Below are 16501 nucleotides of genomic sequence, written 5' to 3' on the forward strand. Positions count from 1 at the left end.
GGCGATGCGCATAGCGACCTGGAACGTCAATTCGGTGCGCCAGCGCCTCGACCACCTGCTGGGTTACCTTGGCGCGGTGGCGCCCGACGTGCTCTGCCTGCAGGAGCTGAAATGCACGGACGACAGCTTTCCGCGTCAGGAGATCGAGGCGGCCGGCTATCATTGCAACGTGCATGGCCAGAAGGGTTTCAACGGTGTCGCGATCCTGTCGCGTCGGCCGGTCGAGGCCACGGCGGGGCTGCCGGGCGAGCCGGAGGATACGCAGGCCCGCTTCATCGAAGCGCGCGTGCCGGATGGCGGCGGCGAGATCCTGGTGGCCTCCATCTACCTGCCGAACGGCAACCCCGTGGGGACCGACAAATACCCCTATAAGCTGCGCTTCATGGATCGGCTGGCCGCTCATGCCCGCCAACGCCTCGCGGAAGGCGCCACGCTCGTCCTGGCCGGCGACTACAACGTCATTCCGGACCGGCGCGACGCCGCCGATCCGGAGGCCTGGGTCCACGATGCGCTGTTCCTGCCTGAGACGCGCGAACGGTATCGCACCTTGGTGTCGCTCGGTCTGACCGATGCGCTGCGGGCCACCACCGATCATGCCGGCGTCTACAGCTTCTGGGATTATCAGGCGGGCGCGTGGCAGCGGAACAAGGGCATCCGCATCGACCACCTGCTTCTGTCGTCCCGGGCCGCCGACAGGCTGGTGGATGTGACGATCGACAAGGACATGCGGGCGGCCGAAAAGCCGTCCGACCATGTGCCGGTACGCATCGACCTGCGCTGAGCAGGCTGGTGGCCGGCGTCAGTTCTTGTGCCGGTGATCGTCCGCATAAAGGATTGCCACCTGGCGGTCCGAATCCGAAGCTGCGTCCGAGGCCCGGTTGTAGAGATCGATGATCCAGGCGTCGCGGCTGTCGGTTGCGGCGTCCTTGGCCAGCATCAGCCACATCAGGCCGCGGGCGCGCTGGCGGGCGACGCCATCGAAGCCGTTGAACAGCATGTGTCCAAGCAGTGCCTCGGCCTGCTTGTGGTTCTTCTCGGCCGCCAGCGCCATCCAACGCACCGCCTGCCGGGTATCCTTGGCGATGTTCGGGGCGCCATCGAGATAAAGCCGCGCCAGATTATATTGCGCATCGGCGCTGCCGAAATTCAGCGCCGCATATTGAAACATCTCGAGCGCCCGCTCGGAATCGGGCCTGACGTCCGTGTTGGCGATGCCGTTCAGGTCGTAGATGCCGAGCGCCACAAAGGCATTGGCCACCACCGACACGTCACGGACGCTATGATTGTCCTCATCGTAATTCTGGACGATCTGCGTGAAGTAATCGAAGGCCTTGGTGTCGTCCTGCGGCACCCCGTCGCCATCGGCATACATCTTGCCGAGCTTCCAGCGGGCGAGCGGATTGCCACCGGCGGCTGCGTATTTGAAGGCTTCGACAGAGGATTTGACGTCACCGGACCGATAGACCGCGATACCCTGGCGCATCGCTTGTTGCGGATTGGCGAAGTTCGACAGCGACGCCTTGGCGTCAGCGGGTGTCTCAGCCGTGCCGTCGAGCGCCCAGGCGGCTCCGCCCTGAAGCGCCAGCCCGAGAGCCACGATCCCCAAGCATCCCGAAAGGCCTCGTGCGGCTTGCACAAAGGCGCGGTCGGCACGGGCTGCGCGAGGCGCCCAGACCTTGTCCATGCCGTGTCGTCCGACCATGTGGTTTCCGCCCCACTGACTCGCCACTCCCCCGGTTCCGCGACGATCGGATCAACGATCGGATCAGCCACGGTTCAGACAGGCGCGCCAGAAGACCTTTCGCCATCCCCAGCCTGGGACAGCGTCAGAACGCGATGAGAAAGCTCCCACCAATCTTCTGGGCCCGGCAGATTAGCGCGGCGTTTATGGCGCAATAGGGGCACCTTTCGGACGGCAAAAGGGGGTGTATTCAATCCAGTCGGGTGTGTCAGAAACAACACGAAGCGTGTAGGGGGCCGCTGAGGGCTGAGCCGAGAGTCAAGCTCGGGGTGTTGCAGAAGAAGATCTTTACGCTATTCAAAAAAGCGCCGGAGTGACTTTACGGTTACAAGCAACAGAGCCGACCAACGTCCAGCTGGATCGCATCGTCGAGGCTGCGTTGGTGTGTGCGATCACCGCGGCCGGGCGGCCTTGCAGCACAGATGAGGCCAGGACGTCACCCGGAATCGAACAAGCGCCATCGACGCATGACAAATCCCGTGCCGGCCCGGCGCAGCGACGGCCGATCGACATGCGATCGGTCGCGCGATCGCTGCCTGTCAGCCGTCGCCCACCCCGACGGCTCGTCGCTCAGCCGGAGATCTGTCGCAGCGCGTCATCGAGCTTGCCGGCGCGGGCCTGCAGTTCGGCAAGCCGTTCACGGGTTTCCTCGATCACCTCGGGACTGGCCTTGTTCAGAAACCCGGGATTGGCGAGCTTGCTCTCGAGTTTGCCGGCTTCCGCCCGCAGCTTGCCGCCTTCCTTGCCGAGGCGGGCGGCCTCGGCCGCCACATCGATCACCGTTGCAAGCGGCAAGGCCGCCACCGCCCCTGGAAGGGGGGCCTGCACGGCGCCGCGTGGCGCCTCATCGGCAAAGCCGATATCGGTAAAGCGGCCAAGCCGTTTCAGGATGTCGCCCCACCGCTCGGCGCGGCGCCGGACCTCGGCACTGGCCTCGACCAACACGAGCGGCACAGTGGCGCCGGCCGGCACGTTCAGCTCCGAACGGATCGACCGCACCGTCGAGATCAGGGCGATCACCCAGTCGAGCTCCGCCTGGGCTGCGGCATCGGACAAGTGCGCCACGCTGGGCCAAGGTGCCAGGGCCAGCACGCTGTCGCGCGCCGGACCGGTCGCCCCGGTGATGCCCCACAATTCTTCCGTGATGAAGGGCATGAAGGGATGCAACAGCGCGCAGATGCCATCCAGCACATAGGCCGTGGTGGCCTGGGTCTCGGCCTTCTCGGCCGCATCCTGACCGGCGAAGACGGGCTTCGCGAACTCCAGATACCAATCGCAGAACAGATTCCAGACGAACCGGTAGGCCGCGCCCGCCGCGTCGTTGAACCGGTAGGCTTCGAGCGCCGCCGTGACGTCGGCCACAGCCCCGGCGAAGGCGCTGAGCACCCAACGGTTAAGGGTCGAGCGCGTTGTTGCGGGATCGAAGCCGGCAACGCGGCCGCAGCCGTTCAGCTCGGCGAACCGCGCCGCATTCCAGAGCTTGGTGCCGAAGTTGCGGTAGCCTTCGATGCGCGAGGTCGCGAGCTTGATGTCACGCCCCTGAGCCGCCATGGCGGCCAGGGTGAAGCGCAGCGCATCGGCGCCGAACTGGTCGATCAGCACCAGCGGGTCGACGACGTTGCCCTTCGACTTGGACATCTTCTGCCCTTTCTCGTCACGGACGAGGGCATGCATATAGACGTCCTTGAACGGCACCTCGCCCGTGAAGTGCAGTCCCATCATCATCATCCGGGCGACCCAGAAGAAGATGATGTCGAAGCCGGTGACGAGTGTCGCGGTCGGATAGAAGCGGGCGAGCTCCGGCGTCTGGTCGGGCCAGCCCAGCGTCGAGAAGGGCCACAGCGCAGACGAAAACCACGTATCGAGCACGTCCTCGTCGCGCGTCAACGGCGTGGCGGCTCCGTAGTGGGCCGCGGCGTCGCGATGCGCTTCATCGTCCGACATGGCGACGAAGACGGTGCCGTCCGGGCCATACCAAGCCGGGATCTGGTGTCCCCACCAGAGCTGCCGCGACACGCACCAGGGCTGGATATTGTCCAGCCACTCGAAATAGGTCTTTTCCCAAGTCTTCGGGATAAAGCTCGTCTTGCCCTCACGCACCGCCGCCAGGGCGGGTGTCGCCAGGGTCGCGGCATCGACGTACCATTGGTCCGTCAACCACGGCTCGATCACCACGTTCGACCGGTCACCATGCGGCACCGTCAGCGCATGGGGCTCGACCTCGGCCAGCAGGCCGAGCTCCTCCATCCTTGCCACCACGGCCTTGCGGGCCACGAAGCGGTCCTGCCCGTGCAGGCCGAGCGCCCAGGCGGCGGCCTGCGGATCGACACCCGCCAGAAAGGCCTCGTTGCCGACGAGCAGCAGCCGCGCCTCGGCGTCGAGAATGTTGATCATCGGCAGCCCGTGACGCTTGCCGACCTCGAAATCGTTGAAATCATGCGCCGGGGTGATCTTCACGGCACCCGACCCCTTTTCGGGATCGCTGTAATCATCCGCAACGATCGGGATCAGCCGTCCGACGAGCGGCAGCCGCACCTGCCGTCCCTGCAGATGCCTATAGCGGTCGTCCTCGGGGTGAACCGCGACCGCCGTGTCGCCCAGCAGCGTTTCCGGCCGCGTGGTGGCGACCGTGATGAATTCGCCTGTTTCGGCCCCGGCCGCATCCACCACCGGATAGCGGAAATGCCAAAGGCTGCCCTTGATCTCGACCGGCACGACCTCGAGGTCCGAGATGGCGGTCAGGAACTTCGGGTCCCAGTTGACGAGACGCTTGTCCTTGTAGATCAGGCCCTGCCGATAAAGGGTCACGAACACTTTGAGGACAGCGGCGCTCAGGCCCTCGTCCATGGTAAAGCGCGTGCGCGACCAATCGCAGGAAGCACCGAGCCGCTGCAACTGGCCGACGATCTGGCCGCCGGACTCATCCTTCCAGGCCCAAACGCGTTCGATGAACGCTTTGCGGCCCATGCTGCGACGGTCCGGCTGCTGCCGTTCGGCCAGTTGCCGCTCCACCACCATCTGGGTGGCGATGCCGGCGTGGTCCATGCCGGGCTGCCACAGCACATCCTTGCCGCGCATCCGCTCGAAGCGGCAAAGCACGTCCTGCAAGGTGTTGTTGAGCGCGTGCCCGATATGCAGCGAGCCCGTCACGTTCGGCGGCGGGATGACCATGCAGAACGGTTGCGCCCCGACGCGATCCGGGCGCCCTGCCCTGAAGGCGCCGGCCTCGTCCCAAGCGGCACTGATCCGCTGCTCGACAACAGCAGCGGCGAAAAGCTTTTCCATGGTGATGCTAGCCGTTGCGACCGCGGCCGCCACGCGCCACACGTTCGATCTCGGTCCGCACCAGACGCTCGACGATGCTGGGCAGGTGATCGTCGAGCCAGGTCTTCAACAGCGGCCGCATGGAATCCCGCATTACCCGCTCGATCAGCTCGGGGTCCTGCAACACCATGGTTTCGGCCAGGGCGTGGAACGACGACGTGATCGAGGCGCCTGCCGCATGCGACATCAACGGCTCGGACTCGAGCCCGACATCGCGTGGCTCAGGCAGCGCGTAGGCCACCTCCTGCCCCGCGTCATGCGCCTGGAAGCCGAGATGTTCGGGTTCGGGCTCGGGCTCGAACGTCGTCTCGGGCCCATGCATGTGGTCCAGGTGGAAAGGAGTCGGCTCCTCGAGAGGCGTTCCAAAGTCATGGGCGGTCGTGTCAATCTCGTGATCGACATGGATCTCCGGCTCGTAGACCGGGGCGGGCAGCTCGATCGCCGGGGCTTCCGCCTCGGGCTGAACCTGCCTGTCCTCAGCGGGTCGAACCTCGGCGGCGGCCGCCAGGGCGGCGCGGCGCGTCAAGCCGCCGATGCTGCCGCGTGCAAGGTTGTTGGACTGATCCTCGGCGATGATGCGGCGGATCGAAGCCAGGATGTCTTCCATTGAAGGTTCGTTAAGCCCTATTTGGGAATGTTCCGCGTCCGGAGCCTGCGCCGACGTGGTGCTGGGTGCTGCCATGCCTCGAAACGTCCCTTGGTAATCCTGCTTGGCTCGATGCCGGCGCAGCCGCGATGAAACGGAATCTGTGACGCAGCAATCTGCGCAGCGCGCCTGCGCGGCGCAAGTGCGCTTGGTCGTTTTCCAGTCTTTTACAGACGGATCGGCGGCTGGTTAAGCCATAACCGGGCGCCGTTTAGATAGAAGGCCGGCGACGATGCCCGGCTTATCGGCCATCCGGCGTTCGCAGGCCGACCCACTTGTCCTTGACCTGCTCGAAATGCACGGTCGGGTCATAATCCTTGATGCCGAGATTGAGGATTCCCGTCGTCAGCCGCCCGATGGAGGACAACACCGCATAGGTGGCGACCACACGGTCGCGCTGCGCGCCAACAAGCGCCACGCGGGCGTTCAACAAGGTCTGCTGGGCATTCAGCACGTCGAGGGTGGTGCGCTGTCCGACGCGGGCTTCCTCGCGCACGCCGTTGAGGGCGATCTCGGATGCGTTGACGGCCGTCTGGTCGGATTGCACCACGATCTTCGAACTCTCGAACAAGCCCCAGGCCGAGATCACGGCGGCGCGAACCTGATCCCGGACCACGTCGGCCTGGAAGCGGGCTTGACCGAGGTTCTCCTTGGACTGGCGGATGGTCGCGTAGGGGGCACTGCCCTCATACAACGGCACCGAAATCGTGCCGCCCACGTAACCCACGAAGGCGCTGCTGCCGACGACGTTCGACACATCATAGCGCTGCTGCACGGAGCCGGTCGCGCTGACGGTGGGCAGCAGCGCGCCCTCGGCGATCTTCACCTGCGCGGCCGCGACATCGACATTGTGCAGCGCGGATTGCACGTTCGGATGTTCGACCTGCGACACCGAAATGGCCTGGGCCAGGGTCTGCGGCAAGCCGCGGGTCAGCGGCTGCGCCGGCTCGAGCCGGGTCGGCTGCTCACCCACCACCTGGCGGAAGCTTGCAATGGAATTCTGGAGGTTGGATTGCGCAAGGTAATAGTCGGCGCGCGACCCCGCCAAACCCGACTCCGCCTGAGCCACGTCGGTTCGCGTCACCTCGCCGACCTTGAACCGGTCCTGCGTCTGCCGAAGCTGCTCGTCCAGCACCTTGATGTTGCTGTTGCGCAATTCGAGCGTCGCGGTGTCGCGCAGCACGTCCATGTAGGACTGGGCGGCGCTCTGCAGGGTGCTCTGGACTTGGTTGCGGAGCGTTTCACGCGAGCCGAGGACGTTCGATTCCGCCTGCCGGACCGAATTGGTGGTGCGGAGCCCGTCGAATAGCGTCTGCGTCACCTGCAGACCGACGCCGCGTGGAACCGTGTCAGCGATGCCGGCCGAGCCTGTGCTGGTCGAGGATGACGTCGAGGTGCCGGTGGAAGCGCCCGAAGTCCCGGACGTGCTGGTGCCGCTGGTGCCCGAGGTGCCGGACGTCGACGTGGATGTCGAGGTGGTGCTGCCGCTCGAGGCCGTGATGCCGGCGCCGACCGCGTTGGAATATTGGTAGCCGACGTCGCCACTGGCGGTCACATGCGGCAGGTAGCCCGATGTCGCAATCGGCACGTTCTCGTCGACCGCACGGGTTCCAGCGCGCTGGGCATTCAGCGACGGATTGTTCCGATACGCTTTGATCAGCACGGAACTGATGTTTTCCGCCTGAACAGGACCCGTTAAAGCCGCAACCGCCACGCCCGCGAGCAGCAACGAGGCCGCATCGGGCCACCGGCTCCGCAGGTTCGAAGTGGGGCGTCGCCCTAGCCGGGCAGGCCGCATCCCAGAAGCACCAAACATCGATCAACCCCGACCTTGATGCGGAACCCGGATCCTCGACGAGCGTCGTCGCATCCAGGGAACCGCAGTCTTGGCCGCGAGCTTAACGCGACAGGCCGGGAGTTTCGCCGATTCTCATAACCAGACCGGGACAAAGTTCCCCGGTGGCGCAAAAAAGCGACACCGGGAAGGCTCACGCCAGCTTGGGCGCGACGCGTTCCGAGCGGGTCAGAACGCGAAGCTGACCGCTTTGGCGAATTCGTCCAGCACGGCCGCCGAGCTGTCGAACAAGGGCCGGCTGCCGATCTCGCGGCCGAAACGCTCATACAACATGGCGCGACCGCTGCGGCGCACCCCGTCGAACGCCATCTTGCGGATCGTGACGAAGCGGCCCCGGTCGGCCAGTTGGGCCAACAAGGGGTCGAGGTGATCCTCCACCGCGCCTTCCACGACGATCACGTCGAACGGGCCCTTGGCGGCATAGCCTTCGGCCAGGGATCCCGTCACCGCGGACGCCTGCGGGAGATCGAGCGCCTTGAAGGCTGCCATCGCGCCGGCCGTGAACCCAATGTCGCGCTCGAGCGCCGTCACCTCGGCACACATCCCGGCCAGCAGCGCCGTCGAATAACCGGTACCGCCGCCGACCACGAGAACGCGATCGCTCGGCTGAACGGCGGCTCCCTGAAGCAGGCGCGCCAGAACCATCGGCATCAACAAGATGCGCTTCAGTCCATCACGCCCGGCTACGGTCAGCACCGCGTCCGAATAGGCAAGCGGTGCCAACCCCTCGGGCAGGAACGCTTCACGCGGCACGCCGTAGAAGCGGTCGAGCAAGGGCTGGTCGGTGACGTCGAAGGTGCGGATCTGATTATCCACCATCGCACGCCGGATGATCCTGGTCGCCGACGGATCACGGACAATCATCTGGTCCATCGCCTCACTCATTCCTCATCCTGCCTGCGCGGCATGGGATCGCGACGCCTGCGCGCCCGCATATAGCGGCAGGCCATTCCGACTGTCCACGGGCTTCGACACGGCGTGCCGAGCGCCACGATGGGTCAGCTGCGGGGTTCGGCCCCTACTTGCCGGCCTGCTTCAAGCGCGCGTTGCATTGGCTGAGGTATTTCGGCCAGGTCAGTCCGGGAGTGCTGGCCGTCAAGTTCACCTTGTTGGCGCGCCATTCGGCCCCACACTGTTTTTCCCGCACCAGGAAGGCTGCGCGTCCGCCCGAAGGGGCCGGTGTGGCGACCGTTGCGGCCGGGGCAGCGGCCGTCGTGGCTGGTGCCGGCACGGTTGCAGGCGACGGGATTGCGGCCGGCGTGGGGTTGAGCGGGTTTGAAACGGGCGTCGCCGCAGGCGCCGCAGCGGGCGCGGCGGCCGCAGCCGGTTGCCCTTTCAGCCGCGTCGCGCAATCGGACCGGAACTGGTTCCAGCTCATGCCGTTCAACGACCCGGCCGCCTTGGCGGACTGATATTGCTGCCCGCATTGCTGCATCACGGTTTCAGCCCGGGACGGGGCTGCCCCCAGCGACGCCAATGCCGCGAAGGCGAGAATTGCAGAACCACGACGCATCGCGATGATCCTCTCGATGTGGGTGCGGCGCCATGCAGCGGACCACGCCGAAACCTCCGCGAATCCGTCAGCGCCGTCAACGATGTTGCGACGAATCCTCCACCTGTGCGCAGATGAACGTCGGCAACAGGAGTTGAAGACGCATGGCTTCGTTCAAGGCCCTCGTGATCGACGCGCCGGGCACCCCACCCAGGCTTGCCATCCGCGAGCTCAATCGCGCCGCGATGATGCCGGGCGACACGCTGGTGCGGCTCACCCATTCGACCGTCAACTACAAGGACGGCCTCGCCATCACCGGGCGCGGGCCGGTGGTCCGGCAGTTTCCGATGGTGCCGGGCATCGATTTCAGCGGCATCGTCGAGGCGACCGAGGACCCTCGCCTGAAGCCGGGCGACGCCGTGGTGCTGAACGGTTGGGGCGTCGGCGAAACCCACTGGGGCGCCTATGCGGAACTGGCCCAAGTGCCCGGCGAATGGCTGATCCCCCTGCCGGTCGCCTTTACGCCCGCTCAGGCCATGGCGATCGGCACGGCGGGCTACACCGCGATGCTGGCCGTGATGGCGCTCGAGCGCCATGGCCTCGTGCCCTCGCAAGGACCGATGCTGGTGACAGGTGCTGCGGGCGGCGTCGGTTCGATGGCGGTGGCGCTGCTGGCGGCGCTCGGCTGGTCGGTCACGGCCTCAACCGGACGAGCCGCCGAAGCGGATTACCTGCGGCGGCTCGGCGCCACGGCGGTGATCGATCGCGCCGCGCTGGCAGAGCCCGGTAAGCCGCTCGGCACGGAGCGTTGGGCCGGCGGCATCGATTGCGTCGGCGGCCAGACGCTCGTGACCTTGTTGTCGCAGATCCGGGCCGAAGGCGCAGTGGCGGCTTGTGGACTTGCGGGCGGCATGGACCTGCCCGGCACGGCGGCGCCTTTCATCCTGCGTGGGGTGTCGCTGCTCGGCATCAATTCGGTGTTCGTGCCGCGAGCGGCACGCATCGCCGCCTGGGATCGCCTCGCGCGCGATCTCGATCCGGACAAGCTCGCCACCATGACGACGACCGTCGGCTTCGACGACATCGTTGCGACGGCGCAGCGCATCGTCGATGGTGGCGTCCGGGGCCGCGTCGTGGTGGCGCTGACCTGAACCCTGTCCGACTCCGGTCTTCTGGGTGTGTCCGCTCCGGCAGCCTTCAGCCGGGTCTCGGCGCGGCGGCGCGGCGCAGGCGGTCGTTGATGGCGGCGCCGAGACCGTGATCGGGAATGGGCGCGACCGCGATGCCGCTGGCCCCCGCAGCGTCGAGCCGATGCAAGGCGTCGAACAGCCGGGCGGCCGCTTCGTGCAGATCGCCCGACCGCGACAGATCAAGGTAGGCCACGGCCGAAGCGCCCTCCAGTTGACCGCCGAAATCGAGCACAGCTTCATGGCGCGCGATCGGCCCCGCCCGCAACCGCACCGGGAGCCGTGGCGCGTAATGCGACGCCATCATGCCGGGCGCCTTCAACACAGCGTCGTCCTGACCCGAGGCCAGCCGCATGCCGAGACAGGCCTCGATGGCTTCCGTCGGAATGCCGCCGGGCCGCAACAGCACGCAATGCCCCTCAAGGCATCCGACGATGGTCGATTCCACCCCGACCGCCGCGTCGCCACCATCCAGCACAGCATCGATTCGTCCGTCGAGGTCGGCCAGCACATGGGCCGCACGCGTCGGGCTGATGCGCCCCGAGCGATTGGCCGAGGGAGCCACGACCGGCCGGTCGACCGCCTCCAACAGCGCCCGCGCGATCGGATGGGCCGGAACCCGCAAGCCGACGCTGTCGAGCCCGGCCCGCGCGAGAGCGCAAATACTCCCGCCGGTTCGCACCGGCACCACCAACGTCAACGGTCCGGGCCAGAACGCTTCCGCGAGAGCCGCCGCGGCAGCGTTGAAGACCCCCTCGCGCCACGCGGCCTCGATCGTCGGCACATGGGCGATCAGGGGATTGAAACGCGGTCGACCCTTCGCCTCATAAAGGCGCGCCACCGCTTCGGCGTCGCGCGCGTCGGCGCCGAGGCCGTAAACCGTCTCGGTCGGGAAGGCGACGAGGTTCCCGCCGCGAAGCAGCGCCGCCGCGGTTGCGATGGTCTCCGGCCCGGCCGCCAACCGTTGCGTGTCCATCCCGGTCGAGTCTCCGTCCCATCGCGCTGCCGGCCAGAAACGCTAAGATGGGCCACGACGCAAACGAGGATCCGGCTTGACCTACCGCGCCCCGCAATCCGATCTGCTGGCCACCATGGCCTATGCCCGCATGGCCAATGGCCTGCCCGACGACCGCGAGGACGCCGCACCGGTGCTGGCGCAAGCGGCGCAGTTTGCCGAGGGCGTGTTGGCGCCCCTCGATCGCGTCGGCGACCGCCATGGCGTCACCCTCGATCACACGGGCGTGCATGTCGCGCCGGGATGGGCCGGTGCCTACCGCGCCTGGATCGACGGCGGCTGGAACGGTCTGGCGGCGCCCGAAGCGGCGGGCGGCTCGGGGCTGTCGCACAGCTTGAATGCCGCTTGCTTCGAGATCTGGTCGGGCGCCAACTTGTCCTTTGCGCTGGCCGGGCTGCTCACCGCTGGCGCCATCGAGGCGCTCGACCGGCATGGGTCGCCGGAGTTGCGCCGCCTTTACCTGCCGCGATTGGTGTCGGGCGCCTGGCCCGGCACCATGAACCTGACCGAGCCGCAGGCCGGCTCCGATCTCGGCGCCTTGCGCTGCCGGGCCGAACGGGCTGACGACGGCACCTACCGGCTGTTCGGGCAGAAGATCTACATCACCTATGGCGACCACGACATGGCGGAGAACATCCTCCATCTGGTTCTGGCCCGTCTGCCCGATGCGCCGCCCGGAACCCGCGGTTTGTCGCTGTTCCTGGTGCCGAAGCGCCTGCTCGGCCCCGAAGGCGAGGCGGGTGCCGCGAACGATCTGCGCTGCATCGGTCTCGAGGCCAAGCTCGGCCAGCATGGTGCGCCCACCTGCACCATGGTGTTCGGCGACCGGACTGGCGCCGTGGGCCATCTGATCGGCACGGAACACAAGGGCCTCGCCTGCATGTTCACGATGATGAACAACGCCCGGCTGTCGGTCGGGCTCGAGGGGGTGGCGGCGGCCGAGCACGCCACCCAGAAGGCCGTAGCCCATGCGCGGGCGCGCCGTCAGGGCCGCGACGGCGGGTCCGGGCCCGGCATGGCGCCGATCATCCGGCATCCGGATGTCGGCCGCATGCTGCTCATCATGAAAAGCGCCACGGCGGCGGCGCGTTGCCTTTGCGCCCTGACGGCCGCGGCCCTCGATGCGGCGGAGCCCGACAGCGAAGCCGGGCGCCAGGCCGCCCACAGGGCCGCCCTGCTGACCCCGGTCGCCAAGGCCTGGTCGACCGACCTCGCCAACGAGATCGCCTCGCTGGGCATCCAGGTGCATGGCGGCTCGGGCTATATCGAGGCCACTGGCGCTGCCCAGATCGCTCGCGATATCCGGATCGCGGCCATCTACGAGGGCACCAACGGCATCCAGGCCATCGACCTCGTCAGCCGCAAGCTGTCGCTCGACGGCGGCGCCGCCGTGTCCCGTGAACTTGCCGGGATGCGGGCGATCGTCACGCAACTGGCCACCTGCCCCGATCCTGGGCTGGTGGTCGCAGGCGCGTCGCTGGGCCAAGCCGTCGATGAGCTAGAGCGCTGCGTGGCCTGGCTCGGCCGCCTCGCCCCCGACCGGTCGAGCGAAGCCCTGGCGGTCGCGACGCCGTTCCTGCGCCTGTTCGGCATCGCCTGCGGCGGCACGGCCCTGGCCGGCCTCGCGTTTTCGTCGTCCTGCGAGGCCGCGGCCCGGGCCGTCGCGCTGACCCGGGCCTTTGCCGCCTTCCTGGCCCCCGAAGCCATCGGGCTCGGCCGCATCATTCGCCACGGCGGCGCGATGTTGGGCGACAATCCGGAAGCTTGGCTCGGCGCCTTGACCGATTAGCCTTTTGTCTTGCTCCGCCGCGGTCCTTACGAGTCTTGCCTGATCGGCCCCGACTGGCTAACCTGGACTTTGCTGGCTTCGGTCTTCCGCGGCCGGCGTGCGCGCTCGTAGCTCAGCTGGATAGAGTACCAGACTTCGAATCTGGGTGTCGGGAGTTCGAATCTCTCCGAGCGCGCCATTATTTACAACGACTTAGTGGTTTGTAATGGGCGATGGGGTCACTGGCTTTATTTGCCAGTGACCACTCAGTGACCAGAGTGTCGGGACACCTCGGGACTACCGCCAGCGTTCAAGTGCTTCCACACTGATCAAGAGATAACGCCGTTTGACGCAGCGCTCGCCGTCGATCCAGCAGGCGCGCTTAATCTGGGTCGTGTTGCGGTCGCCCTGTCCTCCTCGGACAAGCCGGAGTTCAGAAAGCAGGGCGTCGAACGCGCGACGGGTGTCAACCGTGCCAGTGAGCTTGGTCAGCATGTCGTCTCGAACGGCGATGACATCCTCGTCACGGTAGCTATAGCGCAATCCCATCGTCTCCGTGCCGAAATGCGCTTCAGCTTTGGTATCGACGCTCAAATACAACCTTGGGTTGTTAAAGTCGTTTGCGATCTTGCGTACCAGAGCCTTTGCAGAGTCGGCCGGTGTCCCGCTGTTGTCCTTGTGGCGAGCGTAGGCAGTTTTCATGATGCGCATGGGCCAGTGCTGCGGCCATTCCAGCAGCCCTGCATCAACGGCGACTCGGCCGGCGGCCATCAATATCCCGAACTTCTCTGCCACCCGTCGATCCCAACTATCGCCGGCTGGGCATACTTCCTGAACGAACTCGTCCCGGTACCTAAGCAATTCCTTGGTTCGATCAGCCTCCTGCAGGTATGCGATCCAGGCCGGGAACAGCGTGCCGTAGGTGGCGGCCAGCCCGCTTTTGAGACGCCGTGCCGACCGATGAGCTGCGAGCTGGCGACGCCATCCTTGTGCCTTGAGGCGGTCGAAGATGCCGCCGGAGGCCCTGTTGGGCACCGGGATGTCTATGGCGCGCGCGATCTCGCCTTGGCTCATCGTATGCCCGAGTTCGGCGGCAATCTGGGGCAACGGTTTGGGACTGCTGCTCAGGGCGAAGGTGCTCCAGCGATGAGCCGGTAGCCCACCATCCTTCGCGATCTGGGCGATACTTTTCGGTTGACCCTCAGGTATCGCCTGAGTGGCCGCGCACAGATCCGTTCTCCGCTTGCTTGTAGGTCCGATGCACTTTTCGAAATCGTCCAGCACCAGAAGGACGTCGTTATGTTGGGCCAGGTCCTCGACAAGGCCCCGAGGTGTGAAGTTCCAGGATGAGAAGCCATCTGGGTGCCCGACGACGCTGGATGCTACCCGCGCACACTCGGTTCGCCCCGTGCCGCTCTCACCCGACAGATTAAACGTAGCCGTTTCCGCGGCCATGGGCTTGTGATCGCCCCCCGCTTCGCTCAGGGCTGCCGCATACCCCGGTAGGGGAGCCGCCAAAGCTTCGCAGACAGCGAAGGACAAGTACGTCGAACGGCTACACAGCTTCCCCACACTGCTGTTCCAGTCGGTGAGGAACCTCTTGTGTCGCCCTGCCAAGCCTACCTGCGGGTCTTCAGGGGACTTCTTCCAGCGAAAGCGGCCTTTGGCGGCGCCCAGCATGCGCTCAGGGAGCACAAAAGCATCAACGCCGCGAAAGCCGGTTCGCTCGGTGAGGATGACCTCGAGAGCGTTTTCGGCACGCTGGATGATCGCTGCTGAGCTGGTGCCCTGATCAAGGAGCGCACCCTGCGCTCTCAACTCGAGGCCGACAGTTTTTTCCGACACCTTCTCGGCTGGAATCCGCCGTGTTTCCCTTTGACCACTTGGGGCCATGAAGCTGAGCTCGAGGTACCGATCCCGCGTGAGCTCATCTCGCAGATAGGAAGCCGAAACATGATGGTCCGACGCAGCCGCCTCATGGTGCGTTGATCGCCCCTGAGGCACACTATTGATCGCAGGATTCCGGCGACAAGGGGTCATCTTGGGTGACCGCCGTAATCGCACTGACTTAGTTTTAGACATCATTGATCTCCTTGAATTGGATTGCCTCACGAGCCTCACGTGCCTCACGTGTTTGAAAGGGGGGGCATGCGCGAAATCAGCGATGCTGATCAGCCGCAAAATGCTCGATGCAGTTAAGTCGTTTTCCGGTGCTGTTTCCTCGGGAATTCTCCCCTGATCGGCTGGCAACGGCCTACCAGGCATCGATGGGTCGGATCTCAGTTCGTCGCCCGCGGTGGTGTAGTTGTGCCCGGGCCGCAAAAAGCCGACGGCTGATGCCGAGATCGTCGAGGTGGAGGTTTAATTCGAGTCGTTCGGCTGATCGCAAGCGCTGCTGCTCGGTGTTGCGACAGAACCTTAACTTTCCACTTTTCGGATCGAAGCGTTCCCCGTCGTCGACCCCGACCCGCCGGTAGGCGCTCACCTTCAGGGTGTAGAAGGGCGCATTCCAGCGCCCGTCCCATGGCTTCACCTTCACTGGTCGCGGTACTGCGTCGTTAGCCGAGAAGCGCCGCGATAGTTCATGGCGCAACCTCGGGATGTCGTCGGCAGCACCAATGAGGTACAGGTGGGGCAACCAGTGTGGATCGTATCGCTCGCTCTTGTGTTCGTTCAGACTGTAGTCGAAACCCCCAGCCATCCAATCGAACGGCAACCCGACAAGCGCCCGTTTGAGCCGGCGCACCATGTTGGCGTGGTCGATTTCCCGCAGGCTTCCGACTGGGATCATCGAGCCCGTCGGGACGATCGTCGCCGCGAACGGGGTCCCGGCCGACCTAGCCGCCTGCCGCGCCAGCGCTTTCGCATGCCGCACTTGGCTTTGTCCCACGCATGCAGGACAGGCCCCCGAGCGGCATCGCGTCAGCGGCCGGCACGCTTCTAGGCATTCGGCGAGGCGGTCAGAGTCCCACGACCCGCCCTTCTTCCGTAGCCATGCAGCCTTTTCGCGCCGCTCGACGGCGAGCGCGGCCCCGTGCGGCGGCGCCCCTTCGCCGCACAGGTATTCCCACGTTGTCCCTAGAGCTTTCATTGGCACGGCCCGGCCTCACTCGGTCGCGAGGTCGAACTCACCGTGTTGGCCGCCTCGTAGGCGACGACGGTCGCCATCGCGTAGCGGACCGCTCTACCGAGGCGAACGAAGGGCACCCCGACCCCTAGCACACGGTTGTTGCGCAGGGTCTTCGGGCTGATACCCCAGCGCTGGGCCAGTTCCACGTCGGTCAGGAAGACAGCGCCCTCCAGGGCGCTGTCAGAGTTCTTAGCCAAGGCTGTGTGGCCAGCCAGCGGTTCAGTGGCCATTACGGGCCTCACGCACCTTACGGAGCTCATTGAGGTCGGCGCGCAGCCGCTGCAGGTGTGTAAAATCGCTCGCAATAGTGACCCCCTGAGGGGGTAATTTCGCGGCCAATGCC

13 protein-coding genes and 1 tRNA gene are annotated in these 16501 nt (G+C 66.0%); 4 read left to right on the plus strand and 10 right to left on the minus strand.

Features of this window, described 5'->3' with window-relative positions:
* Nucleotides 1-4: 4 nt before the first annotated feature.
* Complete coding sequence (gene xth, locus P7D22_RS01905) at nt 5-781, plus strand: exodeoxyribonuclease III (RefSeq protein ID WP_319932499.1); 777 nt, start codon at nt 5-7, stop codon at nt 779-781.
* A gap of 18 nt (nt 782-799) precedes the next feature.
* Here the strand turns inward: xth and P7D22_RS01910 are convergent, their stop codons facing one another.
* The 6 genes from P7D22_RS01910 to P7D22_RS01935 form a co-directional block, all read right to left on the minus strand.
* Entirely contained in the window at nt 800-1702 is a 903-nt protein-coding gene (locus P7D22_RS01910; RefSeq protein WP_319932500.1) for a tetratricopeptide repeat protein, read from the minus strand.
* 609 nt (nt 1703-2311) lie between these two features.
* Nucleotides 2312-5026 (minus strand): valine--tRNA ligase, encoded by a 2715-nt coding sequence (locus P7D22_RS01915; protein ID WP_319932501.1) that lies wholly within the window; start codon nt 5024-5026, stop codon nt 2312-2314.
* 7 nt (nt 5027-5033) lie between these two features.
* Complete coding sequence (locus P7D22_RS01920) at nt 5034-5672, minus strand: PopZ family protein (RefSeq protein ID WP_319932502.1); 639 nt, start codon at nt 5670-5672, stop codon at nt 5034-5036.
* Nucleotides 5673-5952: 280 nt separating this feature from the next.
* Nucleotides 5953-7527, minus strand: coding sequence for a TolC family outer membrane protein (locus tag P7D22_RS01925; RefSeq protein WP_319932503.1), 1575 nt, complete (start codon nt 7525-7527; stop codon nt 5953-5955).
* A gap of 207 nt (nt 7528-7734) precedes the next feature.
* A complete protein-coding gene (locus P7D22_RS01930) occupies nt 7735-8451 on the minus strand; it encodes a protein-L-isoaspartate O-methyltransferase family protein (RefSeq protein WP_319932504.1) in 717 nt (238 codons plus the stop codon).
* Between the two features lie 133 nt (nt 8452-8584).
* Nucleotides 8585-9079: a hypothetical protein gene (locus P7D22_RS01935; RefSeq protein ID WP_319932505.1), complete on the minus strand. Its 495-nt coding sequence runs from the start codon at nt 9077-9079 to the stop codon at nt 8585-8587.
* Nucleotides 9080-9222: 143 nt separating this feature from the next.
* Between P7D22_RS01935 and acuI the strand changes: the two genes are divergently transcribed.
* Entirely contained in the window at nt 9223-10209 is a 987-nt protein-coding gene (acuI, locus tag P7D22_RS01940; RefSeq protein WP_319932506.1) for an acrylyl-CoA reductase (NADPH), read from the plus strand.
* 46 nt (nt 10210-10255) lie between these two features.
* On the opposite strand, the gene P7D22_RS01945 is transcribed toward acuI, so the two are convergent.
* A complete protein-coding gene (locus tag P7D22_RS01945; protein ID WP_319932507.1) occupies nt 10256-11221 on the minus strand; it encodes an L-threonylcarbamoyladenylate synthase in 966 nt (321 codons plus the stop codon).
* 76 nt (nt 11222-11297) lie between these two features.
* Here P7D22_RS01945 and P7D22_RS01950 point away from each other — a divergent pair, with 76 nt between their 5' ends.
* Together P7D22_RS01950 and P7D22_RS01955 are read left to right on the plus strand one after the other, a co-directional pair.
* Entirely contained in the window at nt 11298-13049 is a 1752-nt protein-coding gene (locus tag P7D22_RS01950; RefSeq protein ID WP_319932508.1) for an acyl-CoA dehydrogenase, read from the plus strand.
* 101 nt (nt 13050-13150) lie between these two features.
* Nucleotides 13151-13227: transfer RNA gene (locus tag P7D22_RS01955), tRNA-Arg, on the plus strand.
* Between the two features lie 98 nt (nt 13228-13325).
* Here the strand turns inward: P7D22_RS01955 and P7D22_RS01960 are convergent.
* The 3 genes from P7D22_RS01960 to P7D22_RS01970 all read right to left on the minus strand — a co-directional run bounded on the left by P7D22_RS01960 (nt 13326) and on the right by P7D22_RS01970 (nt 16355).
* Nucleotides 13326-14921 carry a DUF927 domain-containing protein gene (locus tag P7D22_RS01960; RefSeq protein WP_336624807.1) on the minus strand — a complete coding sequence of 532 codons (1596 nt, stop codon included), beginning with the start codon at nt 14919-14921 and terminating at the stop codon, nt 13326-13328.
* A gap of 361 nt (nt 14922-15282) precedes the next feature.
* Complete coding sequence (locus P7D22_RS01965) at nt 15283-15903, minus strand: hypothetical protein (RefSeq protein ID WP_319932510.1); 621 nt, start codon at nt 15901-15903, stop codon at nt 15283-15285.
* 212 nt (nt 15904-16115) lie between these two features.
* The gene (locus tag P7D22_RS01970; protein WP_319932511.1) at nt 16116-16355 is read right to left on the minus strand and encodes a DNA-binding protein; all 240 of its coding nucleotides are present in this window, start codon (nt 16353-16355) and stop codon (nt 16116-16118) included.
* Nucleotides 16356-16501 lie beyond the last annotated feature (146 nt).

This window comes from Lichenihabitans sp. Uapishka_5 (assembly GCF_033947565.1).
In the GTDB taxonomy this organism is placed as follows: domain Bacteria; phylum Pseudomonadota; class Alphaproteobacteria; order Rhizobiales; family Beijerinckiaceae; genus Lichenihabitans.

Bases quoted from the DNA above. Each gene is read 5' to 3' on its own strand.
- P7D22_RS01910 (WP_319932500.1), bottom strand. From the start codon at position 1,702: ATGGTCGGACGACACGGCATGGACAAGGTCTGGGCGCCTCGCGCAGCC.
- P7D22_RS01915 (WP_319932501.1), bottom strand. From the start codon at position 5,026: ATGGAAAAGCTTTTCGCCGCTGCTGTTGTCGAGCAGCGGATCAGTGCC.
- P7D22_RS01935 (WP_319932505.1), bottom strand. From the start codon at position 9,079: ATGCGTCGTGGTTCTGCAATTCTCGCCTTCGCGGCATTGGCGTCGCTG.
- acuI (WP_319932506.1), top strand. From the start codon at position 9,223: ATGGCTTCGTTCAAGGCCCTCGTGATCGACGCGCCGGGCACCCCACCC.
- P7D22_RS01925 (WP_319932503.1), bottom strand. From the start codon at position 7,527: ATGTTTGGTGCTTCTGGGATGCGGCCTGCCCGGCTAGGGCGACGCCCC.
- P7D22_RS01945 (WP_319932507.1), bottom strand. From the start codon at position 11,221: ATGGACACGCAACGGTTGGCGGCCGGGCCGGAGACCATCGCAACCGCG.
- xth (WP_319932499.1), top strand. From the start codon at position 5: ATGCGCATAGCGACCTGGAACGTCAATTCGGTGCGCCAGCGCCTCGAC.
- P7D22_RS01960 (WP_336624807.1), bottom strand. From the start codon at position 14,921: ATGGCCCCAAGTGGTCAAAGGGAAACACGGCGGATTCCAGCCGAGAAG.
- P7D22_RS01920 (WP_319932502.1), bottom strand. From the start codon at position 5,672: ATGGAAGACATCCTGGCTTCGATCCGCCGCATCATCGCCGAGGATCAG.
- P7D22_RS01930 (WP_319932504.1), bottom strand. From the start codon at position 8,451: ATGAGTGAGGCGATGGACCAGATGATTGTCCGTGATCCGTCGGCGACC.